Raw genomic sequence first — 24,691 nt, forward strand, 5'->3', positions numbered from 1 at the left:
TTGCCCCCCAACACACACTAAAATACTTGACGCCTCCCCCCTAGCGGAACGCTACGCTATTGTTATTTATCCGAAAAACCACAAAACCGATTAATATGTAGGACCACTCCGACAACATTATTAGAATATTCTTACTCAACATTTTCTTGAAAATACATGACCAACACCTATGATTGAACTGTCACTACGAAGTGACATTCACTTAAATCAAAAGGAGTTCCAACCATGAAAACAATTACTCTGGAAGCTTCCCACATTGCAAACTTGGCTTTTCTGGTTTCCAAGAAAGCCTGATAAGTAAATGAAGCGCTGGGGAGTGCCGGCTACTCAGCGCTTTATAGGGCACTACCCAGGGAATCATTTAACATGAAAATAAACCCTAACGTATTCATACTTCCGCGCACCCCCAACCAAATAATCTGGGATTATAAAAATCACAAACAGTTTGAACTCAATCTTGAGTATTCAACTCGACTTGCCGAACTAATCGAAAATCCAAACAACTTCAACGACTCAAATGAAATTGATTCTCAACTTTTTAGTGCGGGAATCCTTACAAAAACCAAGCCCACACACACAAAATGGGGCTGGGATGAACTATCAAAAATATTCCATATTGGCACTAAGAACATCCCTTGCGATCACGTCCCGCAAGATATCCATGAATGGTCAAGCCTATATCTCAATCATTGTACAAACGTCCTCAACACCTCCCCCCCTCCAACCAGACTCGCGGAATCCTTGGCGCGCGATCTGATTGCCCTACCACTCCCTTCTTGCCTGCCGGAGCGCCCCCTGGCAAACGTTCTGATTGACCGAAAAACCTGCCGCTCTTTCACAGGTGAAGCCGTTTCACTAGAGATCATCAGTACACTTCTTTACCTGACCCTCGGCTATTTGCATGAGCGCGAAAACGAAATCGATGAAAGCATTGCCGAAGGCCTCGGAGCCCGGCGAAGCAGCCCATCTGGTGGCGGGCTAAATGCCTGTGAAGGCTTTCTTCTGGTTCAAAACGTTGTTGGTCTGAAAACCGGTTTCTACGCCTATCATCCCACGATGCACGCGCTGAGTTTCGTCAACCCCTTGCCCTATCAACCGTTAGGACATCTTCTATCCGGGCAACACTTCATCAATAACCTGCCAGTTGGATTGTTCATAACCTGTAGATTCGACAAACTTTGGTGGAAATATGAGCACTCGCGAGCCTATCGAATGGCCTACATCGAAGCTGGCCATATTTCTCAGACGTTCCAACTAGCAGCCACTGCACTGGGATTGAACACTTGGTTGACCGGCGCATTGACAGATGATCAGGTGGAAGCGTTGTTAGGGTTGGAAGATAGCCCAGAGCAAGTGTTGTTCTTTGTTGGTTGCGGCAAGAGTGACGGGCAAGTGATGTGCAAAGAGTTAAAATCGCTGCTGACCACGCAGGAGCAGGGGCAATGAACAGTTTCCCAAACGACCGCATTATGTGGGCCCGACGCTTCACCCTTGGTGATTGGAACACCCGTTCCTCAGTTCGAAGCAGCAAGCACTGCTATCTACTGCCCTCGGACTTAAATGAACAACTGGAAACTCGATACTGGTTTCCACCGGCTTTTCTCTCTTATCTAAATCACCCAGCGTTCAAAACAAAAAACAAAGCAATAACTCAACGTCTTTCCGCCAACCATTTGGTGCACTTTCTCGACTACACCACCTTGCTTGAACACCGCATCGTCAACCGATCAGTCGAAATCATTGCCCACAACGAACTGGGTATTGCTATTCCTACAAGGATGAAAACAGCTGCACTGCAGCTATACACTGATGAAGGCTATCACGCACTGTTCTCCAGTAATCTTGCCGAACAAATTGCAGACCTTTATGGCATGACTGACCGGCCGGTCATGCCCCAACGAATAACCCGACTGAATGAACTGATCGATCGCACATCGACCAAGCACAAAGCATTGGTGTGGTTTCTTGTGGGCTTCGTCTCGGAGACGATTATCGCCAAGGAGCTGCTCGAGGCTTGTCGCGATGCTTTGGTGAGCACCGTTCAGGAAATGCTCAGAGATCATCTCGCCGACGAGGCGCGACACAGTCGTTACTTCTGCGAAGTGTTTCATTATTTTTGGCAGAACTTTAGCGGCGTTCAGCGCGCAGTAGCCGCCAAGCTGCTCATAGAGATTTTGCTTATTTTCTTTGAGACAGATGAATGCTGGCTCAGCGGGAGCCTACGCAGCGTCGGACTTAGCGAAAAGTTAGTTGCACAAATTATTGCTTATATGGCGGACGAGCACGCTCGTCTTCTTCGCATCCGATCGAGTGCCAGCGCCACATTTCAAGCATTGAAAGAGGCTGGATTCTTTGACCTGCCTACCAATAGGCAACTGTTCTCCGAGGCAGGGCTTATCGATGAATGATGAAAAATATGCGGTCAATGCAAAAAAGCGCCGGGCAGCGGTTGTTCTATTAATGACGATGGTGCTACTCGGCGTCTTCCCCCTGGACGTTTTGCTGCCCTCCTTCCCCGCGCTGGCGAAACACTTCCAGACCACGCCTACCAACATCGCACTATCCATCAGCCTTTTTGCCATCGGCCTCTCTCTTTCCCAACTGGTGATCGGACCGCTCTCGGACACTATCGGCCGCAAACGTCTGCTCTTGGCAGGTATGGCGGTTTCGATCGTGGGAGCCGCCGGGTGCATCCTGGCCACCGAGTACGCCTGGTTCCTGCTTTTCCGGATGCTGCAGGCCATCGGCTGCGGTTGCTTCGTGCTGTCGCAGGCGCTGGTTCAGGATCTGTTCGAAGGCGAGGAGCGGGATCGACTGCGGATTCTGATGGTCACGGCCAGCGGGGTGTTCATTTCCGTCTCGCCGTTGTTGGGTAGTGTGTTGCAGCAAGCTCTGGACTGGCCCGGCAGCTTTTTTCTGTTTATTGCCTTGGCCGTCGTCGTGTTTCTGAAGGCGTGTTTCATGCTGGAAGACCAGCGACCTGCCGTGGCCTCACGCCAGAACGTTTTCCAGGCCTATCGCCGGGTGTGCGGCAATGCGAGCTTCCTGGGCTATTGGTTGATCGCGGCCATCGCTTTTACCTGCCATTTTTCCTTTATCGTCGTTTCGCCATTGATCTTCATGGATCAGCTACACATGTCGCCCTACGCGTTCTCCCTGACCCTTCTGCTCTATGGTGCGGCTTATATCATCGGAGGGATCGCCGCCCGGGTGCTTTCCAGCCGGATAACACCCAATACTCAAATCATCGTCGGCTTGAGCCTGATTTTCTTCTCAGGAGTGGTGATGCTTTTACTCTCAAGTTGGCTTGGGCTTTCGATCCTGACGGTATTGGTGCCGATGATCATCTGTACCGCCGGCACCACCATCGCCCGCCCCATCGCCACCTCCAAAGCGATGGACGTGTTTGCGGACAGCGCCGGAACTTCGGCGTCGGCCGGGAACACACTGGTATTCATCTTTGGCGGCTTGACCAGCGCATTGATCAATCTGAGTGGAACAGATCTGCAAACGACCCTGGCACTGGCTTTCCTACTGCTCAGCGCGGTGGCGCTCGGCCTCAATACCCTGATCAATCGCCACCCTTCCTGTGGGAGCGAGCTCGCTCGCGATGGTCGTCAACGATAACGCTGGCAGCCTGACACCCCGCGGGGTTCTCTGGTTCATCGCGAGCTCGCTCCTACAAGGATTGCGCCCGCACGTCTTGTGAATGCTGCCTCCACGCTTGCAGCCATTCCCTCCAGCCGCCAGCCGTGTAGAATCGCGAACATTCATCGCCAGTCATCCCCGGCGGGTTTATGAGCTCAAGCTGAAGCGCGCGGCGATCCCGCAAAGTTATCGGCAACTTCCGGACACGCGGCCATTTCTGAGTGTTCCAGACGTCAATAGAAGCTCACTTCCCTTTTGATACCTGATTAGCCGCCCGGAGTGCTTCATGCCTGATTACCGCTCGAAAACATCCACCCACGGCCGCAACATGGCCGGCGCCCGCGCACTGTGGCGCGCCACGGGGATGAAAGATGACGACTTCAAGAAGCCGATCATCGCCATTGCCAACTCGTTCACCCAGTTCGTACCGGGCCACGTGCACCTCAAGGATCTGGGGCAACTGGTCGCCCGCGAGATCGAACGCGCTGGCGGCGTGGCCAAGGAATTCAACACCATCGCTGTCGATGACGGCATCGCCATGGGCCACGACGGCATGCTGTATTCGCTGCCGAGCCGCGAGATCATCGCCGACTCCGTCGAGTACATGGTCAACGCCCACTGCGCCGACGCCATCGTGTGCATCTCCAACTGCGACAAGATCACCCCTGGCATGCTGATGGCCGCCCTGCGCCTGAACATCCCGGTGATCTTCGTGTCCGGTGGCCCGATGGAGGCCGGCAAGACCAAACTCGCCTCCCACGGCCTCGACCTGGTCGATGCCATGGTGATCGCCGCCGACTCCAGCGCTTCTGACGAGAAAGTCGCTGAGTACGAGCGCAGCGCCTGCCCGACCTGCGGTTCGTGCTCCGGCATGTTCACCGCCAACTCGATGAACTGCCTGGTCGAAGCCCTGGGCCTGGCATTGCCGGGCAACGGTTCGACCCTGGCCACCCACAGCGACCGCGAACAGCTGTTCCTGCAGGCCGGCCGCACCATCGTCGAGCTGTGCAAACGCTACTACGGCGAGAACGATGAGTCGGTATTGCCGCGCAACATCGCCAACTTCCAGGCGTTCGAAAACGCCATGACCCTGGACATCGCCATGGGCGGTTCCACCAACACCATCCTGCACTTGCTGGCCGCTGCACAGGAAGCCGAGATCGAGTTCGACCTGCGCGACATCGACCGTCTGTCCCGTCACGTGCCGCAACTGTGCAAAGTTGCGCCGAACATCCAGAAGTACCACATGGAAGACGTGCACCGCGCTGGCGGCATCTTCAGCATCCTCGGATCGCTGGCCCGTGGCGGTTTGCTGCACACCCAGCTGCCGACCGTGCACAGCCGCAGCATGGAAGAAGCCATCGCCAAGTGGGACATCACCCAGACCACCGACGAAGCCGTGCATCACTTCTTCAAGGCCGGTCCGGCAGGCATCCCGACGCAAACCGCGTTCAGCCAGTCGACCCGTTGGGAAACCCTGGACGACGACCGTGAAAACGGCTGCATCCGCAGTGTCGAGCACGCGTACTCGCAAGAAGGCGGCCTGGCCGTTCTCTACGGCAACATCGCCCTGGACGGCTGCGTGGTGAAAACCGCGGGTGTCGACGAGTCGATCCACGTGTTCGAAGGCAACGCCAAGATCTTCGAAAGCCAGGACAGCGCCGTTCGCGGCATCCTCGCTGACGAAGTGAAGGAAGGCGACATCGTCATCATTCGCTACGAAGGCCCGAAAGGCGGCCCGGGCATGCAGGAAATGCTCTACCCGACTTCGTACCTGAAATCCAAAGGCCTGGGCAAAGCCTGCGCCCTGCTCACCGACGGCCGTTTCTCCGGCGGCACCTCGGGCCTGTCCATCGGCCACGCTTCGCCTGAAGCCGCTGCCGGTGGCGCGATTGGTCTGGTGCAGGACGGCGACAAGGTGCTGATCGACATTCCGAACCGCTCGATCAACCTGTTGGTCAGCGATGAAGAACTGGCCGCACGCCGGGTCGAGCAGGACAAGAAAGGCTGGAAACCGGTGGAAGTGCGTCCGCGTAAAGTGACCACCGCGTTGAAAGCCTACGCCCTGCTGGCCACCAGTGCCGACAAGGGTGCTGTGCGTAACAAGGCGATGCTTGACGGGCTTTGATGCTTAACCGTTGAACAAAAAATGCCCCGCCAAGTGCGGGGCATTTTTATTTATCCAGATCCCCCGTAGGAGCTGCCGAAGGCTGCGATCTTTTGATTTTGTTTTTCAAGATCAAAAGATCGCAGCCTTCGGCAGCTCCTACAGGTGAATCCAACTCTTCTTACTGGATGTCTTCAGGCTTGACGATCACCCAGTTCTTGTCGGCAGTCACCGTCATCCCTTCCTTGGCCTGGGCCGCAGCGTTCTTGGCCATCATGCCCTGGATCTGGGTCATGTACTTGTCCTTGCGGTTGACCCACAGGTGGATGCCACCCTTGGCCACGTCAACACTGTGGAACAGCATGTAACCATCGCTGCTCGGGGTATCGCCGCCAACCAGCACCGGTTTTTTCCACTCGTCGATGTAGGTCAGGATTGCCGCCTGCTTGCCGGCCATCCAGGTTGCCGGGGTCCACAGGTACGGGGTCAGTTCGAGGCCGAGGTTGGCCTTCTCGTCATACTTGCCGGCGGTGACCTGCTTGCGCGCGGTGGTCAGCTCGCCAGTTTTCGGGTCCTTCAGCAGCAGCGACACGCCGATCACGTTCTGCGGCTTGACGTTGTAGCCGTACTTCGGATCGGCCGCGACCATGCGCACCAGTTCTTCGGAGGCGGCGGTCATCACATAGACCTCGATGCCGTTCTCCATCAGCTTGTTGTACAGCTCTTGCTGGCCGGTGAAGATCTTCGGCGGGTTGACGTCGAGTTTCTTGACCACATCGCCTTCGTAATAAGTCGCTGGCACCGGTTTGCCCGACGCCATCATCTCGTCGACGTAGCCCTTGAGCTCCTTGAGCGTAAAGCCGGAGAACACCTGGGCGACCCATGGATAGCAGACCATGTCGTCGACTTCGCAGAGGCGGTAGTAGTAGCTGAACAGGCTTTCCTTGTGGTCGGCGGTGTCCTTGAACGGCATCAGTTTCAGGGAGGGATCGAGCTTGTCGCGGGTGATCAGGCCCTTGTTCTCCATGAACGGCAGCAACGACTCTTCGAGGTCGTAGCGGTAACTGGTGTTGTCCATGTCGAACACCGCGTAGTTACCTTTGTTGGCGTTGGCGGCGATCATCGCCTCCAGCGCCTTGGCCTGATCGGCGGGCCAGTGTTTCAGATCCGTTGCAAGCACCTGGCCGGCGAGGCCCAGGCAAAGTGCTGCTGCCAGTAATTTCGGTGCGAACTTCATTGGCGTTTCTCCCTGAATGTGAAAGAGATCGACGCTAACAAATAAGTGTGACAGTCCTCGCCTGTCAGCGACCGCCTGTGTCCCTTTCGCGCCAGTTGCATTTCTGACAGCGACATCCGCTTATTCCAAAAACGACGGAAACCATGCGTTTTTGATATTAATTCATTAGTTTTCAAGCTGTTAGGCTTGCCGGTTCGCAGCTGCCCCGGAAGGCAGCTGGCAAAAGTCTAATGGGAGTTCCAATGAATCTGCCGCTGATTCTCAATCTGCTGGTGTTCCTCTCCCTGCTCCTGGGCCTGGCGCAAACTCGCCACACCTCATGGAGCCTGGCGAAAAAAGTCCTGCTCGCGCTGGTGCTGGGCGTGGCGTTCGGCGTGGCCTTGCACGCCATTTACGGTGCCGGCAACCCGGTACTCAAAGCCTCGATCGGCTGGTTCGATCTGGTGGGTAACGGTTATGTGCAACTGCTGCAAATGATCGTGATCCCGCTGGTGTTCGCCTCGATCCTCAGCGCCGTGGCCCGTCTGCACAACGCCTCATCGCTGGGCAAGATCAGCTTCCTGACCATCGGCACGCTGCTGTTCACCACGGCCATTGCAGCACTGATCGGCATCGGCCTGACCAACCTGTTCGACCTGACCGCCGAAGGCCTGGTGGCCGGCACCCAGGAAATGGCACGCCTGCAAACCATTCAGACTGACTATGCCGGCAAGGTTGCGGACTTGAATGTGCCGCAGCTGTTGCTGTCGTTCATTCCGCAAAACCCGTTCGCCGATCTGGCGCGGGCCAAGCCGACGTCGATCATCAGCGTGGTGATTTTCGCGGCGTTCCTGGGTGTCGCGGCGCTGCAATTGCTCAAGGATGATGTCGAAAAAGGTCAGAAAGTGATCAACGCCATCGACACCCTGCAAGCCTGGGTGATGCGCCTGGTGCGCCTGGTGATGAAGCTGACACCGTACGGCGTGCTGGCGCTGATGACCAAAGTGGTCGCCGGCTCCAACCTGCAAGACATCATCAAGCTCGGCAGTTTCGTGGTGGTGTCCTACATCGGCCTCGGCCTGATGTTTGTGGTGCATGGCTTGCTGGTGTCGGCCGCCGGGATCAATCCGCTACGCTTCTTCCGCAAGATCTGGCCGGTGCTGACGTTTGCTTTCACCAGCCGCTCCAGCGCGGCGACGATTCCGTTGAGCATCGAAGCGCAGACCAGTCGCCTGGGCATTCCGCAGTCCATCGCCAGTTTCGCCGCTTCGTTTGGCGCAACCATTGGCCAGAACGGTTGTGCCGGCCTGTACCCGGCGATGTTGGCGGTGATGGTGGCGCCGACCGTGGGCATCAATCCGCTGGACCCGCTGTGGATCGCGACGCTGGTGGCGATTGTCACACTGAGTTCGGCCGGTGTGGCCGGGGTCGGTGGCGGCGCGACGTTTGCGGCGTTGATCGTGCTACCGGCGATGGGCTTGCCGGTTTCGCTGGTGGCGTTGTTGATCTCGGTCGAGCCGCTGATTGATATGGGGCGTACGGCGTTGAATGTCAGTGGTTCGATGACGGCCGGGGCGATTACCAGTCAGGTGATGCAGCAGACTGATAAAGCGCTGCTGGATGCGGATGAATATTCGGCGTTGGCTCACGCGTAGGAGCTGCCGCAGGCTGCGATCTTTAGACTTTTTCCCAGACTTCAAAGTTGTACGCCGGCTTGTCGCCCTCCGCCGGGTTCGGCACATCCGACACCAGCTTCCACTGGTTCAAATCAAACTCCGGAAACCACGCATCCCCTTCCGGGCTCAGCGCGACGCGGGTCAGGTACAAGCGATCGGCCTGCGCCAGCCCTTGCGCATACAACTGCGCGCCACCAATCAGCATCAGCTCATCGACGCCCTGCTCCTTCCCCCATGCTTCGGCACGAACGACAGCGGCTTCCAGCGATGGATAAACCTCCGCGCCTTCGAGCTGCAGATCCACCTGACGGCTGACCACGATGTTCAAGCGGCCCGGCAGCGGGCGACCGAGGGAATCCCAGGTCTTGCGACCCATGATGATCGGCTTGCCGAGCGTGGTGGCCTTGAAGTATTTGAAGTCCCCCGGCAGGTGCCAGGGCATGCTGTTGTCGACGCCGATCACACGGTTTTCACCGAGGGCTGCGATCAGGCTGAGGGGGAGTGATTTAGTCATGCCGGCGAGGATACCAGAGCCTTGCTTTCGCCGATAAGCGCCACAGCGGTTATGCTCACAGCTCAATTAAGCGACGGGATGCCGCGTGACTGAACTGAATAACCTCTGGCTGACAGAAACCATCCGCCTGCGCGAAGAGTACGCCGGCCCTCTGGAAGACCTTGAAGCCAACCGACTGGCCCGCAGCGTCGGCGGCGATTTGCCGTCGCGCATTCAACGCCGGGCCCTGTGGCTGGCCGAGCGCGATGGCCTGACCGATGCTCTCAAGCACTGGCTGCAAGGCGCGCGACTGGCGCTGATCGTAATGGCGGTGCTGGCGGTGATCAGCGGCGCCGGCCTGGCCTTTGCGGCAATGGGCGACGGCCTGCACCCGGTGAATGTGTTCTGGGCCTTGGGCAGCCTGCTCGGGCTCAACCTGATCCTGCTGCTGAGCTGGGCCCTTGGCCTGGTGTTTGCCGGCGAACACGGCGCCAGCCTCGGGCGACTGTGGCTGTGGCTAAGTGAAAAATTCGCCCGGGATGCCAAAGCCGCACAACTGGCACCGGCCCTGCTGCTGTTGCTGCAACGCCAGAAACTCAATCGCTGGGCCATCGGCGTATTGGTCAACGGTTTGTGGTTGCTGGCGATGGTCAGCGCGCTGGTGATCCTGCTGACGTTGATGGCGACCCGGCGCTACGGCTTCGTCTGGGAAACCACCATCCTCAGCGCCGACACCTTTATTGCCGTGACCCAGGCCCTCGGCGCGCTGCCGGCCCTGCTCGGTTTCAGCGTGCCCACCGAGGAGATGATCCGCGCCAGTGGCGACGCAGCCCTGAACATCGAAAGTGCCCGCCAGGCCTGGGCCGCCTGGCTGGTGGGCGTATTGCTGGTCTACGGCGTTTTGCCGCGCCTGCTGCTCGCGCTGTTTTGCCTGTGGCGCTGGAAGTCGGGTCAAACGGCGCTGCGTCTGGATTTGAACCTGCCCGGTTATGCACAACTGCGCGAACGATTGATGCCCACCAGCGAGCGCCTCGGCGTCAGCGATGCGGCGCCTGAGCAACTGCATCGGGTGGAAAGCGGCGTCAGCGAACAACAAAGTGATGGTGCTCTATTGGTCGCCATCGAGCTGGACGACGACCGTCCGTGGCCACCGCAATTGCCGAAAAACGTCAGCAACGCCGGCATCCTCGACAGCCGCGAATCGCGACACAAACTCCTCGAACAACTGAGCCGCTTTCCCCCCGCGCGCCTGGCCATTGCGTGCGATCCACGGCGTTCGCCGGATCGCGGCAGCCTGGCCCTGATTGCCGAACTGGCCCGCAGCGCCAGCGCCACCCGCGTGTGGTTGTTGCAGGCGCCCCCCGGTGAAGCGCTGGACGCCGAGCGCCTGGGCGACTGGCACGTGGCGCTGCAACAGCTTGAGCTTCAGACTGCCGATTGTGCACCGATGAACTGGCTGGAGACGGGTCATGACTGACACCTGGAAGCAGCCTCTGAAACTCGCCGTGGTCGGCCACACCAACGTCGGCAAAACCTCGTTGCTGCGCACCCTGACCCGCGACGTCGGCTTTGGTGAAGTGTCCCATCGCCCCAGCACCACGCGACATGTCGAGGGCGCACGGTTGTCGGTGGACGGCGAGCCCTTGCTCGACCTCTACGACACCCCGGGCCTGGAAGACGCCATCGCCCTGCTCGACTACCTCGAACGCCTGGAGCGTCCCGGCGAACGCCTCGACGGTCCGGCACGCCTGGCGCGTTTCCTGGAGGGCAGCGAAGCCCGGCAACGGTTCGAACAGGAAGCCAAGGTGCTGCGCCAGTTGCTGGCGTCGGACGCCGGGCTCTACGTGATCGACGCCCGGGAGCCGGTGCTGGCCAAGTATCGCGATGAACTGGAAGTGCTGGCCGGTTGCGGCAAACCCTTGCTGCCAGTGCTGAATTTCGTCAGCAGCGCCAATCACCGCGAGCCGGCTTGGCGGGAAGCGCTGGCGCGGCTGGGCTTGCATGCCTTGGTGCGCTTCGACAGCGTCGCGCCGCCGGAGGATGGCGAGCGTCGACTCTATGAAAGTCTCGCTCTGCTGCTGGAATCTGCCCGGCCGCAACTCGAACGCCTGATCGCCGATCAGCAAGCCCAGCGACTAGCTCGCCAACAAAGCGCAGAGCGATTGATTGCCGAATTGCTGATCGATTGCGCGGCTTGTCGGCGCAGCGTGGTCAGTGAAGCCGAGCAGGAACAACAGGCGATCAGCGAACTGCGCAAAGCCGTGCGCCAGCGTGAGCAGCGTTGCGTCGAGGCCCTGCTCAAGCTGTACGCCTTCCGCCCACAGGATGCCGCCGCCAGTGATTTGCCGCTGCTCGACGGCCGTTGGGGCGATGACTTGTTCAATCCCGAAACCCTCAAGCAGCTGGGTGTGCGGGTCGGTGGCGGCATTGCCGCAGGGGCCGCCGCCGGAGCCGGCGTCGATCTGTTGGTCGGTGGCATCACCCTCGGCGCGGCCGCGCTGGCCGGGGCTATCGCCGGCGGCGCCCTGCAGACCGCGCGCAGTTATGGCAGCCGCTTGCTCGGCAAGCTCAAGGGCCAGCGTGAACTGACAGTCGATGACAACGTGTTGCGCCTGTTGGCCTTGCGTCAACGACAATTGCTACAAGCGCTGAATGCCCGTGGGCATGCGGCGATGGACAGTATTCAAGTGGCCACGCCACAGGATAAAACCTGGCGCGAAGGCAAACTGCCCGAGGCGCTGCACAAGGCGCGGGCGCATCCGCAGTGGTCGTCGTTGAATCCGCATCCGAAGTTGAATCAGGCGGAGCGGCAGGAGCAGGTTGAGGGGTTGGCGCAGCAGCTTTAGTGGCCTGACCGATGATTTATGGTGTCAGCGCTGGCCTCTTCGCGAGCAAGCCCGCTCCCACAGGGTTTTGTGCTGGAACAACAATCTGTGACCAGACACAAATCCAATGTGGGAGCGGGCTTGCTCGCGAAGGTAGCCACTCGGTACCGAGACTTACGCCGCCAGCAAACGCACCGCTTTGTCCCTCAACACCGCCAGATCAATCACCGGCACGTGCATCTCTTTCGCCATTTCATCCCACTGGCGCATGCGCAAACTCACGGCACACAGTGGGTCCAACTCGAACGCCTCGGCCTCTTCAGCCGTCATCACCCCGCCCTGATACTCCAGGGTTCGGCGACTGGCTTCACTCAAGCGCTCGTAGTACCCCGGCTCTTTCAGCGTCAGATAACGCTTGGCTTGAACGTGGTATTCGACCAACCGCGCCATGCGCTCGCTGAATCCGGCGCGGCGCAGATAGTCCGCGCCCAGACGCTCATGGCTGACCACACCAAAACCGCCCATGTTCTCCGCGCTTTCGGCGCAGATATGCCCGATGTCGTGAAAGAACGCCGCCAGCACCACTTCATCGTCGAAGCCTTCGGCCATGGCCAGCTCCGCCGCCTGGGACATGTGCTCGATCTGCGACACCGGTTCACCGATGTAATCACTGTCGCCAAAACGCTCGTACAAACCGAATACTTCGGCGACGACTTGTTCATTGCGCTCCATCAGATTTCCCCCAACACAGCTGCAATGTTTCGTTCAGCCATCGCCGGTCCGACGCTCATGCCGACACCGGTGTGCATCAACGCCACGCCCAGGCCTTTTGCCGGGCGCAGGAACGAGAACGGTCCCGGCCCCCGTGAACCATAGACCCCCTGCCAGCGTTCGACCACTTGTACCTTGCAGCCCAGGGTCTGCTCGGCCAGTTCGATCATCCAGTCGTCGACCTGCTCGGCATTGAAGGGTGACGGATCGCTGCCGTAATGGTGCGAATCACCAATGATCAACTCACCATAGGGCGTCGGGCTGATCAGCAGGTGGATGCCGTTTTCGTGCAGGTGCGGCGCGTACTGCAGGATTTCTGCCTGCACCGCCGCGGCTTCCGGCAAGTCGGCGAAGGCGCCGTAGTGCACGCAGCTCAAACCGGTGAGCAACGCGTGTTGCAGGTTGAGATTGATTTGCGGGCGGGCACGGAGCATTTGCAGGCGGCAGATTTGCGGCTCGAGTTCTGCGATCTGCTCGGCCAGCAACGTCTGATAATCATGGCCGGAGCAGACGATGATCTGCTCGGCACTGAAGCTGCCGGCGGTGCTGTGCAGGCGACCCGGCTCGATATCGCGCACCAGGGTAGAGAAGTGAAACTTGACGCCCAGGTCGCGGCGCAGGAAATCGATCAACGCCGGAATCGCTTCGCGGGAATACAACTGCTGGTCGTCCATGCCATGCAACGCAGCGCGGTGATGGCGGAACTGGCCGCCGTACAAATCGCGCAGCGCAGCGCCGCGCAACAGGTCGACGCGGTAACCGTGCTCGACGGCGCGGCCCTCGCAGAAGGCTTCCAGCAGTTGCTCTTCAGCTTCGGTGCGGGCGAACAGGTACGAGCCATTGCGCTTGAGTTGCAGACCGGCGAGCTGCGCCCAATCGCCCCAGATTCCGCGACTGGCGCGGGCCAGTTCCAGCATCGGGCCGGGTGGCTGGCCGGTGACCAGTGCCTGGCCGAAGTTACGCACCGAAGCGCCGAGGGGCGTTTCGCTGCGCTCGAAAACCGTGACCTTGAGACCGCGCTTGGCAGCGGCATACGCGTGGGATAATCCCAGGATGCCGGCGCCGACGATCAGCATGTCGTTGTGTTGTGTCATGGAGTCCTGTCCTGAATTCGAAGCCGCCATCGCGAGCAAGCTCGCTCCCACAATGGTTTTGTGATCGACGCACATCCCCTGTGGGAGCGAGCTTGCTCGCGATGAGGCCCTGTCAGCCGATAAAGACCTTACTTGGCCGCCATTTTCTCGGACTTGCCGTCATAGCGCTTGCGCCATTCGGTCAGGATCTCGTCGCGGTTCTTCGAAGCCCAGGCGAAGTCGTTCTTGATCAGACGCTGCTCGTAGTCAGCCGGCAGTTCGGTCTGCGGCTTGGCGATGCCAGGCTGAGCGAGCACGGCGAAGTTTTCCTTGTAGAGCTCCATCGCCTCGGGGCTGGCGGAGAAGTCAGCCAGTTTCTTCGCCGCTTCTTCGTGGGCCGTACCCTTGATTACGGCAGTCGCTTCGATCTCCCAGCCCAAACCTTCCTTCGGCAGGATGATGTCAAGCGGCGCGCCTTGGCGTTTCAACTGAACAGCCGGGTATTCGAAGGAGATACCGATCGGGAATTCGCCAGCCGCCGCCAGTTTGCAAGGCTTGGAACCGGAGTGAACGTACTGGCCGATGTTCTGGTGCAGGCCGTCCATGTACGCCCAGCCCTGCTTCTCGCCGAAGGTTTGCAGCCAGGCGCTGACATCGAGGAAACCGGTGCCGGACGAGGCCGGGTTTGGCATGACGATCTTGCCTTTGTACTCAGGCTTGGTCAGGTCCTGCCAGCTCACCGGCTTGGTCAGACCCTGCTTCTCGGCTTCGACGGTGTTGAAGCAAATGGTCGCGGCCCAGACGTCCATGCCGACCCAGGCTGGTGGGTTGGTCGCGTCGCGGTAGTTGGCGCCGATCTTGCCCAGGTCTTTCGGTGCGTAGCTTTGCAGCATGCCTTGCTGATCGAGGATCGCCAGGCTCGAAGCGGCCAGGCCCCACACGGCGTCAGCCTGCGGACGGGCTTTTTCGGCCAGCAGTTTGGCGGTGATGATGCCGGTGGAATCACGCACCCATTTGATTTCGACGTCCGGGTTGGCCTTTTCGAAAGCTTCTTTGTAGGTCTTCAGTTGTTCGGCTTCGAGGGCGGTGTACACCGTCAACTCGGTTTTCGCCGCGAAGGCGTTCAGGCTGAAAGCGGTAAGGACAGCAGCGGCCAGGGCCATAGGCTTGAACATGATCTTTTCCTGTTTTTTGAGTTGAGGGGTTGTGCAGATTCAATGACCGGGCGCGGTCTGCCGCCAGGCCTGGGAGCGGCGCAGCAAACCGCGCGAGGCCCAGGCCAGCAACAGGGACACGCCCGCCGAGGTAATCAGGATCAGGGTCGACATCGCTGCCGCACCGCCGACGTTGCCGGCGTCGTCCATGTTCAGCACCGCCACCGCCGCGAGGATGGTGTCGGGGCTGTAGAGGAAGATCGCCGCCGAAACGGTGGTCATGGCCGAGACGAACAGGTAGCGCACGATGTCCAGCAGCGCCGGCAGGCAGATCGGCACGGTGACGCGCAGGTAGTGGCGGTACAGCGGCGCCTTGAGCGACAGCGCGGCGGCTTCGAACTCGGCGTCGAGTTGACGCAGCGCGGTGGTCGCGGTCATTTGCGCAGTGGTCAAATAGTGAGCAATGGTGCAGACGATCAGCAGGGTCATGGTCCCGTAGAGCACATGCAGCGGGTTGCCGGTGAGGTTGAAGAAGAAGACGTAACCCAAGCCCAGCACCAGGCCCGGCACCGCCATCGGTACGAAACTGAGCATGCGCAATGTCAGGTTCAGGCCGCGCTGGCCCTTGGTTTTTTCCATCAGGTAGGCGCCGGTGAAAATCAGCAAGCTGCCAATCAGCGCCGTGCCCAAGGCCATCTTCAAGCTGTTGCCGTAGGCCAGCCAGCCACCGCCGGCGGTTTCGTTGAACTGATAATGGTTGAGAGACAGCGACAGGTTGTACGGCCAGAACTTCACCAGGGACGAGAACACCGCCATGCCGAACACCAGCAGCAGCGCGGCGCAGATCAGCAACACGATGACCAGGTAGCAGCTGTCGCGCAGCTTCGACGGCGCGGGTTTGAACACCTGGGCGCGACCACTCATGGAGTCGCCGTGGCGCCGACGCAACCAGGCATCGACCCCGAAACTGAACAGCGCCGGCAGCAACAGCACCATGCCGATCAACGCCCCGCGACCGAACTGTTGCTGGCCGACCACCGCCTTGTAGGCCTCCAGCGCCAACACTTGATAGTCGCCACCGACCACCACTGGCACACCGAAATCGGTGATGGTCAGGGTGAACACCAGGCAGAACGCGGCGAACACGGCCTGACGGGTTGCCGGCCAGGTGATGCTGCGGAAGGCTTTGGCCGGGCTCGCACCCATGCTGGAGGCCGCATCGAACAGTCGCGCATCGGCCAGGGACAGGGCCGACAGAAGAATCATCAAGGCGTGCGGGAAGGTGTAGATGACTTCGCCAAGCACAATGCCCCAGAAGCCGTAGATGTTGTCGGAGAGCAGGCCACGCAGCATGCCCTGGTTGCCGAACAGATAAACCAGGGCAATCCCCGGCAGCATCGACGGCGCCATCAATGGCAGCAGCGAGATGCCACGCCAGATGCCTTTGGCCGGAATCAAGGTGCGTTGCAGCGCGTAGGCAAACAGGTAGGCCAGCGGTACGACAATGGCCGCGACGCTGAGGGAAACCTTCAGGCTGTTACCGAGCAACCAGTGGAAGTTTTCGCTGGTCACCAGTTCTTTCGCTGCGACCCAGCCACCGCCCTGCCCGGCCTCGGCGCTGAAACCGCGCCAGAAGATCGCCAGCAATGGCATCAATACGGCAACGCCCAACAACACCAGCATGAGGACTTTGCCGCCGACCACGAACAACCGGTCACCGACCTCAGCGCGGGTGGTCTGCCGAACCTGCTTTTGCGGCAGCCGCAGCGCGATGTTCGCGCTCATCAGGCAAACACCTGCAGGCTGCGCGGCGGCAAGGCGACCATGATCTGCTGGGCGCCAAGGCGCGGCATGGCTTCCGGCGCCAGCTCCGCCAGCAAGGCGTGGCCCGGCAAATGATCGAGTTCAAAGCTCATGCGGCAGCGGTTGCCGAGGAAGGTGATTTCACGAACCTTGGCCGGGAACAGGTTTTCCTCGTGCACCAACGGGTTGACGTTGATCGCCTCCGGACGGCAGAACAAACGGCCCGACGCGGTCTTGGCGCTGCCTTCGGCCAGGCGCATGTTCAGCCCGCCGACCAGGGCGTGGCTGTCGCTGCTGCGCTGGAACGGCAACCAGTTACCCTGGCCGACGAACTCCGCCACGAACGGCGTGGCCGGGCGGTTGTAGATTTCCTGCGGCGTGGCGTACTGCTCGACCTTGCCGTTGTTCATTACGGCGATGCGGTCGGCCATCAGCATGGCCTCGTCCTGATTGTGGGTGACCATCAGGGTGGTGATGCCGAGGTTGCGTTGCAGTTGGCGCAATTCGGTGCACAGATGCTCGCGCACCCGGGCATCGAGGGCCGACATCGGTTCGTCCAGCAGCAACAGCGAAGGGGCCGGTGCCAGGGCGCGAGCCAGTGCAACCCGCTGCTGCTGTCCGCCGGACAATTGACCGGGATACTTTTTCTCGCTGCCGCTCAGGCCGACCAGTTCCAGCATCTGGCCGACACGACGGCGCACCTCGTCGCGACCACTGCCGGCGAGGCCGTAGGCAATGTTCGCTTCGACGGTGAGATTGGGAAACAACGCGTAGGACTGGAACAGAATGCCGTAGTCCCGCGCCTGGGGTGCCAGGTGGGAAACGTCGCGATCGCCGAGGTACAACTCGCCGCTGTCCTGCTTTTCCAGACCGGCGATGCAGCGCAGCAAGGTGGTTTTGCCACAGCCCGACGGGCCCAGCAAACACACCAGCTCACCGGCCGCTACGTCGAGGGAAACGTTATCCAGCGCCGTGAAAGCACCAAAACGTTTCTGTACGCCGCGCACCTTCATCGGTGCGCCGGGGTTGGTCAGGGCAGTTGCGATCGAGTTGTTCATGGACGGACCTCATCTAGCAGATGGGGCCATCCTAGAGTTGTAATGAGTCCGTCATGTGGCAGTAAGGCAAAAACTGCCGATAGTGGTATTCAAGGATTTTGGTTCAAGTTTTGTGTTGCCTGAACTGGCCTCATCGCGAGCAAGCTCGCTCCCACAGGGATTTTGGGTGTTCACACAATTTGTGTTTCACCTCAAACCCACTGTGGGAGCGAGCTTGCTCGCGATGAGGCCGGTACAGACACCACAGAATTCAGGCCGGAGCCATTTCCTGCGCCAACCCCAGAAACGCCGCCGGCAGTCGCGCGCTTTTACGCTCCTTGAGGCAGTACAGGTACTCGGGAATCTGCGGCGCATTCTCGATAGTCAGCACCCGCAGCTGCGGATCATGGGGCACTTCCTGGCGGGCAATGATGCTGATCCCGATGTTGCGCAGCACTGCTTCACGGATCGATTCGCGGCTGCCGATCTCCAGCAGCGGGCCAAAGCACACGCCGGCGCTGGCCAGCAACTCCTCGGTCAAACGACGGGTGGTCGAGCCCGGTTCGCGCATCAGCAGGGTGTGCCCGGCCAAGGCGCCGAGCGGCACGTGATCGTGAACCGCCAGCGGATGATTGCGATGCACCGCCAGCACCAGCGGATCGCTGCCGAGCACCCGCCGAACCAGTCGCGCGTCATCGAGCAACTGTGACGACGCCGCAACATCGACCCGGTAATCCTCCAGCGCTTCGAGCACTTGCTGGGAGTTGCCGATTTCCACCGAAACCTCAACCTGCGGCAGGCGCTCGCGGAACGTTTTCACCAGATCAAGGATGTAATACGGCGCCGTGGCGGCTATGCGCAACGTGCCCTGGACCTGACCGCAGTTACGCAGGAAAAACTCGATGTCGGCTTCCTGTTGCATCAGCACCTTGACCATCGGTAGCAGCCGCGCGCCCTCTTCGCTGACGCTGAGACGACGGCCGCCGCGGTAGAACAGTTCGACCGAATACTGACTTTCGAGGTTGCGGATCTGGGTCGTCACCGTCGGCTGGCTCAGGCCAAGCTTTTTGGCAGCCTGGGTAATGCTGCCCAGGCGGGCCACCATGTAAAACGCCTTCAGCTCCGCACTCAGCACAACCTTCCCTCATCCTTTACTTGCGCAGCAGGCGCAAACCGTTGAAAACCACCAGCAAACTCACGCCCATGTCGGCGAACACCGCCATCCACATGGTAGCGACCCCGGCGAAGGTTACCCCAAGAAAGATCGCCTTGATGACCAAAGCCAGGGCGATGTTCTGTTTGAGGATGCTCGAAGTCTGCCGAGACAGGCGAATGAATGCCGGTATTTTGCGCAGATCGTCGTCCATCAGGGCAACATCGGCGGTTTCGATAGCGGTATCGGTGCCCGCGGCCGCCATCGCGAAGCCGATTTCGGAACGCGCCAGCGCCGGGGCGTCGTTGATGCCATCGCCGACCATGCCGACCCGATGCCCCTGGGCATAAAGAGCCTCGATCGATTGCAATTTGTCACCGGGCAACAAGTCGCCCCTGGCCTCGTCGATGCCGACTTGCACGGCAATGGCCTGCGCGGTGTGGACGTTATCGCCGGTGAGCATCAGGGTCTTGATGCCCAGATCATGCAACTGCCGGATAGCCTCGCGGCTCGATTCCTTTACCGTGTCCGCCACGGCAAACAGCGCCAACGGGCCGGACGAATCAAGCAGCAGCACCACCGACTTGCCCTGTTTTTCCAGGGCAAACAGCTTTTCTTCCAGCGCCGGCGAACACAGGCCCAGATCCTCTACCAGTCGATGGTTGCCCAAATGGTAGAGCTGGCCGTTGATCTCGCCGCGCACCCCGCGCCCGCCCAGCGCTTCGAAGTTATCCACAATCAGCGTCGCGGTCTGGTTATCCACAACCGCCTTGGCGATGGCGAGGGAAACCGGGTGATCCGAGCGCCCGGCCAGCGCGGCGGCAATCGCGGGCGCCGACTCGTCGGCGGTCGGGTCCAGCGACAGGTAATCGGTCTGCACCGGTTTGCCGTGGGTGATGGTGCCGGTCTTGTCCAGGGCCAGGTAGTCGAGCTTGTAACCGCCCTCCAGATAGACGCCGCCCTTGACCAGGATGCCTTTGCGCGCCGCCGCCGCGAGGCCGCTGACGATGGTCACCGGTGTGGAGATCACCAGCGCACACGGGCAGGCCACCACCAGCAGCACCAACGCCCGGTAGATCCAGTCGAACCACAACTCGCCCATGAACAATGGCGGGATCACCGCCACGGCCAGGGCCAGGACGAACACCGCCGGCGTGTAGATTTTCGAAAAGCTGTCGACGAAACGCTGGGTCGGCGCCCGCGCGCCCTGAGCCTGCTCGACGGCGTGGATGATGCGGGCCAGGGTCGAGTTATCCGCCGCAGCGGTCACCGCGTACTCCAGGGACCCGGCCTGATTGATGGTCCCGGCGAAAACTTTGTCGCCGACGGCTTTTTCCACCGGCAAGCTCTCACCCGTGATTGGCGCCTGGTCGATGGTCGAGCGACCGGACAGCACTTCACCGTCCAGGCCGATACGCTCACCGGGACGGACCCGTACCCGCGCGCCGAGCCCAATGGTTTTGACATCCTGCTCAAGCCAGCTCCCGTCAGCCTGCAACACCGTTGCCGTGTCCGGGGTCATCTGCATCAGGCCGCCGATGGCATTGCGCGCGCGGTCTAGGGATTTGGCTTCGATCAACTCGGCCACGGTGAACAGGAACATCACCATTGCCGCTTCCGGCCACTGGCCGATCAGCACCGCGCCCGTCACGGCAATACTCATCAGGGCGTTGATGTTCAGGTTGCGGTTTTTAAGGGCGATCCAGCCTTTTTTGTAAGTGCCAAGGCCACCACTGAGGATCGAGACCAGTGCGATAACCGCCACTACCCAGTTCGGCGCGAAACCGGTGAAGTGGATAACTTCTGCCAGCAATGCACCAACACCGGACAGCGCCAAGGGCCACCACGACTTTTTCCGGGGCGCCGGCGTCGGGGTTTCAGCACCCTGGTCCAGCGGCTCGGCCTGCATGCCCAAGGACTTGATGGCCTCGACGATCGGCTCGACTCCGGGAAAATCGTGGGTCACGCCGAGCACCCGATTAATCAGATTGAACTCCAGCTGGTGCACGCTGGTCAGTTTGCTTAGCTTGTTCTGGATAAGTGCCTGCTCGGTCGGGCAGTCCATTGCCTCGATGCGGAAACGACTCAGCCGAGCACCAATCGTTGGCGATTCGCTCAGTTTTACCAGCGCAGGCGCTGCCGCTTTAGATGAGCAACAGGCGTCGCCATGACCGCCGTGGCCATGTTTTTGCACGGGTTTGAGCTTGTGGCTGTGCTCGTGTTCGGCCCCGGGTTTGTGGGAATGCAGTGAATCGCTCATTGGTTTCGTCCATAAGAGTGCCTGTTGCCAAGTAAAGACCCTGTAGCCACTATAGGGTCAAGCACCCATTCTGGAGTTTTGGAGATTGGCGTCATGAAAATTGGAGAGTTGGCGAAACTCACGGACTGCGCCGTGGAAACGATCCGCTACTACGAGCGCGAGAACCTGCTGCCTGAACCGGCCCGCAGTGACGGCAATTATCGCGTCTATACCCAGGCCCACGCCGAGCGCCTGACCTTCATCCGCAACTGTCGCACCCTCGACATGACGCTCGAAGAAATCCGCAGCCTACTGGCGTTTCGCGACAGTCCGCAGGACCAGTGCGAAAGCGTCAACGCACTGATCGACGAGCACATCCACCACGTGAAGGCACGGATCGACGGCTTGCTGGCCTTGCAGACACAACTGCTCGACCTGCGCCAACGCTGCAGCGAGGGGCCGGGTATCGATCAATGCGGGATTTTGCAGCGGCTGGAAGTGAGCGGCGGGGTTGTGGCGACAGAGGTTGAGCATTCCCATGTGGGCCGAAGTCACGGCCACTAAGAACACCGCAAAACCCTGTAGGAGCTGCCGAAGGCTGCGATCTTTTGATCTTGCTTTTCAAAATCAAAAGATCGCAGCCTTCGGCAGCTCCTACATTTGGATTGCGGTACGGCTTCAGACCGCCATCGGCGCGGTCATCGGCGCGTGGTGTTCATAGCCTTCCAGCGAGAAATCGCCCGGCTCCACCAGCTCCAGCCATTCCGGCTGATAAACACCCGTTTTGGCAAACTCCGGCACACGGTCGGAAATCACCAGTTTCGGCATCGGGAACGGCTCGCGCTTGAGCTGTTCGTTGAGCATGTCCAGGTGGTTTTCGTAGACGTGGGCATCACCGATGAAATAGGTGAACCAGCGCGGCGTGTAGCCCGTCAGACGACCGATCAGGCTCAGCAGCGCAGCACCTTCGGTGAGGTTGAACGGCGTGCCCAGGCCCAGATCGTTGGAGCGGATGTAGAGGGTCAGAGAGATCTCTTTGGTCTCGACATTCGGGTGGAACTGATACAGCAAGTGGCACGGCGGCAGGGCCATTTCATCGAGCTGGGCGCAGTTCCAGCCGTGGAACAGGATGCGGCGGCTGCCCGGATCCTTGATGATGGTGTCGACGCACTGGCGAACCTGGTCGATCGCCTTGTACAGCACCACGTAGGCCTGGCCGCCCTCCTCGCCTTCGGCGATCTGGCGATAGCCTTGTTTCAGGGTCTGCTCGATGGCAGCCGGGTTGCTGACCGGGATCTGCTTGTACGCCGGCCATTTGCGCCATTGCACACCGTAGATTTCGCCGAGGTCGTCTTCGCCCTGACGGAACGGGTTGGCCAGCCACTGGGCGTTTTCGTTGGCGTTCTGGTCCCAGACCTTGCAGCCCAATGCGCGGAATTCGGCAGCGTTGTTCACGCCACGCAGGAATCCGCACATTTCGCCGACGGCCGATTTGAACGCCATCTTGCGCGTGGTGATCGCCGGGAAACCTTCCTGCAGGTCATAACGCAGCATCGCACCGGGAAAGCTGATGGTGTTCACGCCGGTACGGTTGGCCTGTTTGGTGCCGTTCTTGATGACGTGGGCGACCAGTTCGAGATATTGCTTCATGAATTACCTGTGTCCTTGAACCCGCAACCATCGCTGCGGGGTTCGAATTTTATACGGCGGCCGCTGGAGTCGCCGGGGCGCGGTGATACGCCAGCCAGATCAGGAACAGACCGCCGACTATCATCGGCACGCACAGCACCTGGCCCATGGTCAGCCAGTTCCAGGCCAGATAGCCCAGCTGGGCGTCCGGTACGCGGACGAACTCGACGATGAAACGGAAGATGCCATAGAACAGCGCGAACATCCCCGATACCGCCATGGTCGGCCGTGGTTTGCGCGAAAACAGCCAGAGGATGGCGAACAGTGCCACGCCTTCCAGCGCGAACTGGTACAGCTGCGACGGGTGACGCGCCAGTTGCGCCGGATCGGTCGGGAAGATCATCGCCCAAGGCACGTCAGTCGCCTTGCCCCACAGCTCGGCGTTGATGAAATTGCCGATACGCCCGGCACCCAGGCCAATCGGCACCATCGGCGCAACGAAATCCATCAGCTGGAAGAACGACTTGTTGTTCTTCTTGCCGAACCACAACGCCGCCAGCATCACGCCGATGAAACCGCCGTGGAACGACATGCCGCCCTTCCACACTTCGAAAATCAGCGTCGGGTTGGCCAGGTAAGCGCTCAGATCGTAAAACAACACATAACCCAGACGTCCGCCGACGATCACCCCCATCGACATCCAGAACACCATGTCGGAGAGCTTCTCCTTGCTCCAGGTCGGGTCGAAGCGGTTCAAGCGGCGGGACGCCAGCAGCCAGGCGCCGCCGATGCCGATCAGGTACATCAGACCGTACCAGTGGATTTTCAGCGGACCGATGGCCAGGGCCACCGGGTCGATCTGCGGGTAAGGCAGCATTGCGACTCCTCGTTAGAGTTCAAATCTTAAAAATTCCCGGGCGACGCTGCCACCTCAGGATTAAGCCAGGATTGCGCTGCCCGTCAGAGCAGGAAGTTCAGGCCGACGCAGAACAGCAAAGCGGCAAACAGCCGTTTCAGCAACTTCGGCGACAACCTGTGGGCCAGTCGCGCGCCCAAGCGGGCGAACACCATGCTGGTCAGGGCAATGCCCAGCAACGCCGGCAAATAAATGAAACCGAGACTATGGGCCGGGAGCAACGGATCGTGCCAGCCCAGAATCATGAAACTTAATGCACTGGCCAGGGCAATCGGCAGACCGCAGGCCGATGAAGTGGCCACGGCTTGCTGCATCGGCACACTGCGCCAGGTCAGGAATGGCACGGTCAACGAACCGCCGCCAATGCCGAAAATCGCCGAAGCCCAGCCAATCACGCTGCCGGCCACAGTCAGACCGAGTTTGCCCGGCACGGTTCGGCTGGCCTTGGGTTTGACCTCCAGCGCCAGCTGAGCGGCGATCACCAGGGCGAATACACCAATGAGCTTCTGCAGGTTGGGGCCGGAAATCGCTTCCGCCGTCAGCGCGCCGAACCCGGCACCGACCAGAATGCCGACGGTCATCCACATGAAGATCGGCCAGCGCACGGCGCCACGGCGGTGATGCTCACGTACCGCGTTGACCGAGGTAAAGATGATCGTCGCCAGGGAGGTACCCACTGCCAGGTGCGTGAGGATCGACGGATCGAACCCTTGGGCCTTGAAGCTGAACACCAGCACCGGGACGATGATGATCCCCCCGCCCACGCCAAACAGCCCGGCGAGTACACCTGCACAGGCGCCGAGCGCCAGATAGAGCAGAAATTCCATGGTCGTCCCGCCCGCATCCCCAAAACCGGAGCGGCATGGTAACGGATGCATGGCCTCAAGCTCCACTGCGCAAGGCGATGGATCGATGAGCGATGTCTGCGTAGAGTGAGCAAAAAACACACAA

General features: G+C 60.1%; 20 protein-coding genes. 8 read left to right on the forward strand and 12 right to left on the reverse strand.

Going from position 1 to position 24,691, the window contains the following annotated elements; all coding sequences use genetic code 11:
• Positions 1 to 366: 366 nt before the first annotated feature.
• The 4 genes from AC3IP0_RS26865 (at position 367) to ilvD (ending at position 5,776) form a co-directional block, all read left to right on the forward strand.
• On the forward strand, positions 367 to 1,446 hold the full coding sequence (locus tag AC3IP0_RS26865) for a SagB family peptide dehydrogenase (protein ID WP_489317570.1): 1,080 nt from the start codon (positions 367 to 369) through the stop codon (positions 1,444 to 1,446).
• On the forward strand, positions 1,443 to 2,408 hold the full coding sequence (locus AC3IP0_RS26870) for a diiron oxygenase (RefSeq protein ID WP_489317571.1): 966 nt from the start codon (positions 1,443 to 1,445) through the stop codon (positions 2,406 to 2,408). The genes AC3IP0_RS26865 and AC3IP0_RS26870 overlap by 4 nt, the downstream gene beginning before the upstream one ends.
• Positions 2,401 to 3,627 carry a multidrug effflux MFS transporter gene (locus AC3IP0_RS26875; RefSeq protein ID WP_489317572.1) on the forward strand — a complete coding sequence of 409 codons (1,227 nt, stop codon included), beginning with the start codon at positions 2,401 to 2,403 and terminating at the stop codon, positions 3,625 to 3,627. The genes AC3IP0_RS26870 and AC3IP0_RS26875 overlap by 8 nt, the downstream gene beginning before the upstream one ends.
• A gap of 307 nt (positions 3,628 to 3,934) precedes the next feature.
• The gene (gene ilvD, locus AC3IP0_RS26880) at positions 3,935 to 5,776 is read left to right on the forward strand and encodes a dihydroxy-acid dehydratase (protein ID WP_489326281.1); all 1,842 of its coding nucleotides are present in this window, start codon (positions 3,935 to 3,937) and stop codon (positions 5,774 to 5,776) included.
• A gap of 160 nt (positions 5,777 to 5,936) precedes the next feature.
• Here the strand turns inward: ilvD and AC3IP0_RS26885 are convergent, their stop codons facing one another.
• Positions 5,937 to 6,992 carry an HAD family hydrolase gene (locus tag AC3IP0_RS26885; RefSeq protein WP_489326283.1) on the reverse strand — a complete coding sequence of 352 codons (1,056 nt, stop codon included), beginning with the start codon at positions 6,990 to 6,992 and terminating at the stop codon, positions 5,937 to 5,939.
• A 242-nt stretch (positions 6,993 to 7,234) separates the two neighbouring features.
• Between AC3IP0_RS26885 and AC3IP0_RS26890 the strand changes: the two genes are divergently transcribed.
• Positions 7,235 to 8,626 (forward strand): L-cystine transporter, encoded by a 1,392-nt coding sequence (locus tag AC3IP0_RS26890; RefSeq protein ID WP_489326285.1) that lies wholly within the window; start codon positions 7,235 to 7,237, stop codon positions 8,624 to 8,626.
• Between the two features lie 22 nt (positions 8,627 to 8,648).
• Here AC3IP0_RS26890 and AC3IP0_RS26895 read toward each other — a convergent pair whose 3' ends face one another.
• Positions 8,649 to 9,161, reverse strand: coding sequence for a dihydrofolate reductase (locus AC3IP0_RS26895; protein ID WP_489326286.1), 513 nt, complete (start codon positions 9,159 to 9,161; stop codon positions 8,649 to 8,651).
• 85 nt (positions 9,162 to 9,246) lie between these two features.
• Between AC3IP0_RS26895 and AC3IP0_RS26900 the strand changes: the two genes are divergently transcribed.
• Positions 9,247 to 10,617 (forward strand): DUF2868 domain-containing protein, encoded by a 1,371-nt coding sequence (locus AC3IP0_RS26900; protein WP_489317577.1) that lies wholly within the window; start codon positions 9,247 to 9,249, stop codon positions 10,615 to 10,617.
• Positions 10,610 to 11,986: a GTPase/DUF3482 domain-containing protein gene (locus AC3IP0_RS26905; protein ID WP_489317578.1), complete on the forward strand. Its 1,377-nt coding sequence runs from the start codon at positions 10,610 to 10,612 to the stop codon at positions 11,984 to 11,986. The genes AC3IP0_RS26900 and AC3IP0_RS26905 overlap by 8 nt, the downstream gene beginning before the upstream one ends.
• 153 nt (positions 11,987 to 12,139) lie before the next feature.
• Here AC3IP0_RS26905 and AC3IP0_RS26910 read toward each other — a convergent pair whose 3' ends face one another.
• The 7 genes from AC3IP0_RS26910 to AC3IP0_RS26940 all read right to left on the reverse strand — a co-directional run bounded on the left by AC3IP0_RS26910 (position 12,140) and on the right by AC3IP0_RS26940 (position 21,216).
• Complete coding sequence (locus AC3IP0_RS26910) at positions 12,140 to 12,697, reverse strand: phosphonate degradation HD-domain oxygenase (RefSeq protein ID WP_489317579.1); 558 nt, start codon at positions 12,695 to 12,697, stop codon at positions 12,140 to 12,142.
• Positions 12,697 to 13,830, reverse strand: coding sequence for a TIGR03364 family FAD-dependent oxidoreductase (locus tag AC3IP0_RS26915; protein ID WP_489326287.1), 1,134 nt, complete (start codon positions 13,828 to 13,830; stop codon positions 12,697 to 12,699). The genes AC3IP0_RS26910 and AC3IP0_RS26915 overlap by 1 nt, the downstream gene beginning before the upstream one ends.
• Positions 13,831 to 13,958: 128 nt before the next feature.
• Positions 13,959 to 14,984: a putative 2-aminoethylphosphonate ABC transporter substrate-binding protein gene (locus AC3IP0_RS26920; RefSeq protein ID WP_489326288.1), complete on the reverse strand. Its 1,026-nt coding sequence runs from the start codon at positions 14,982 to 14,984 to the stop codon at positions 13,959 to 13,961.
• Between the two features lie 39 nt (positions 14,985 to 15,023).
• The gene (locus AC3IP0_RS26925; protein WP_489326290.1) at positions 15,024 to 16,748 is read right to left on the reverse strand and encodes a putative 2-aminoethylphosphonate ABC transporter permease subunit; all 1,725 of its coding nucleotides are present in this window, start codon (positions 16,746 to 16,748) and stop codon (positions 15,024 to 15,026) included.
• Complete coding sequence (locus AC3IP0_RS26930; RefSeq protein ID WP_489326292.1) at positions 16,748 to 17,824, reverse strand: putative 2-aminoethylphosphonate ABC transporter ATP-binding protein; 1,077 nt, start codon at positions 17,822 to 17,824, stop codon at positions 16,748 to 16,750. The genes AC3IP0_RS26925 and AC3IP0_RS26930 overlap by 1 nt, the downstream gene beginning before the upstream one ends.
• 250 nt (positions 17,825 to 18,074) lie before the next feature.
• Positions 18,075 to 18,938, reverse strand: coding sequence for a LysR family transcriptional regulator (locus AC3IP0_RS26935; RefSeq protein ID WP_489326294.1), 864 nt, complete (start codon positions 18,936 to 18,938; stop codon positions 18,075 to 18,077).
• A gap of 16 nt (positions 18,939 to 18,954) precedes the next feature.
• The gene (locus AC3IP0_RS26940) at positions 18,955 to 21,216 is read right to left on the reverse strand and encodes a heavy metal translocating P-type ATPase (protein WP_489326296.1); all 2,262 of its coding nucleotides are present in this window, start codon (positions 21,214 to 21,216) and stop codon (positions 18,955 to 18,957) included.
• A gap of 93 nt (positions 21,217 to 21,309) precedes the next feature.
• Between AC3IP0_RS26940 and cadR the strand changes: the two genes are divergently transcribed.
• Positions 21,310 to 21,759, forward strand: coding sequence for a Cd(II)/Pb(II)-responsive transcriptional regulator (cadR, locus tag AC3IP0_RS26945; protein ID WP_310056009.1), 450 nt, complete (start codon positions 21,310 to 21,312; stop codon positions 21,757 to 21,759).
• Between the two features lie 114 nt (positions 21,760 to 21,873).
• Here the strand turns inward: cadR and AC3IP0_RS26950 are convergent, their stop codons facing one another.
• The 3 genes from AC3IP0_RS26950 to AC3IP0_RS26960 form a co-directional block, all read right to left on the reverse strand.
• Positions 21,874 to 22,845, reverse strand: coding sequence for a thymidylate synthase (locus AC3IP0_RS26950; protein ID WP_489326299.1), 972 nt, complete (start codon positions 22,843 to 22,845; stop codon positions 21,874 to 21,876).
• 49 nt (positions 22,846 to 22,894) lie between these two features.
• A complete protein-coding gene (lgt, locus tag AC3IP0_RS26955; RefSeq protein WP_489317587.1) occupies positions 22,895 to 23,701 on the reverse strand; it encodes a prolipoprotein diacylglyceryl transferase in 807 nt (268 codons plus the stop codon).
• Between the two features lie 83 nt (positions 23,702 to 23,784).
• A complete protein-coding gene (locus tag AC3IP0_RS26960) occupies positions 23,785 to 24,567 on the reverse strand; it encodes a sulfite exporter TauE/SafE family protein (RefSeq protein WP_489317588.1) in 783 nt (260 codons plus the stop codon).
• Positions 24,568 to 24,691 lie beyond the last annotated feature (124 nt).

This window comes from Pseudomonas sp. GL_103 (genome assembly GCF_057835175.1).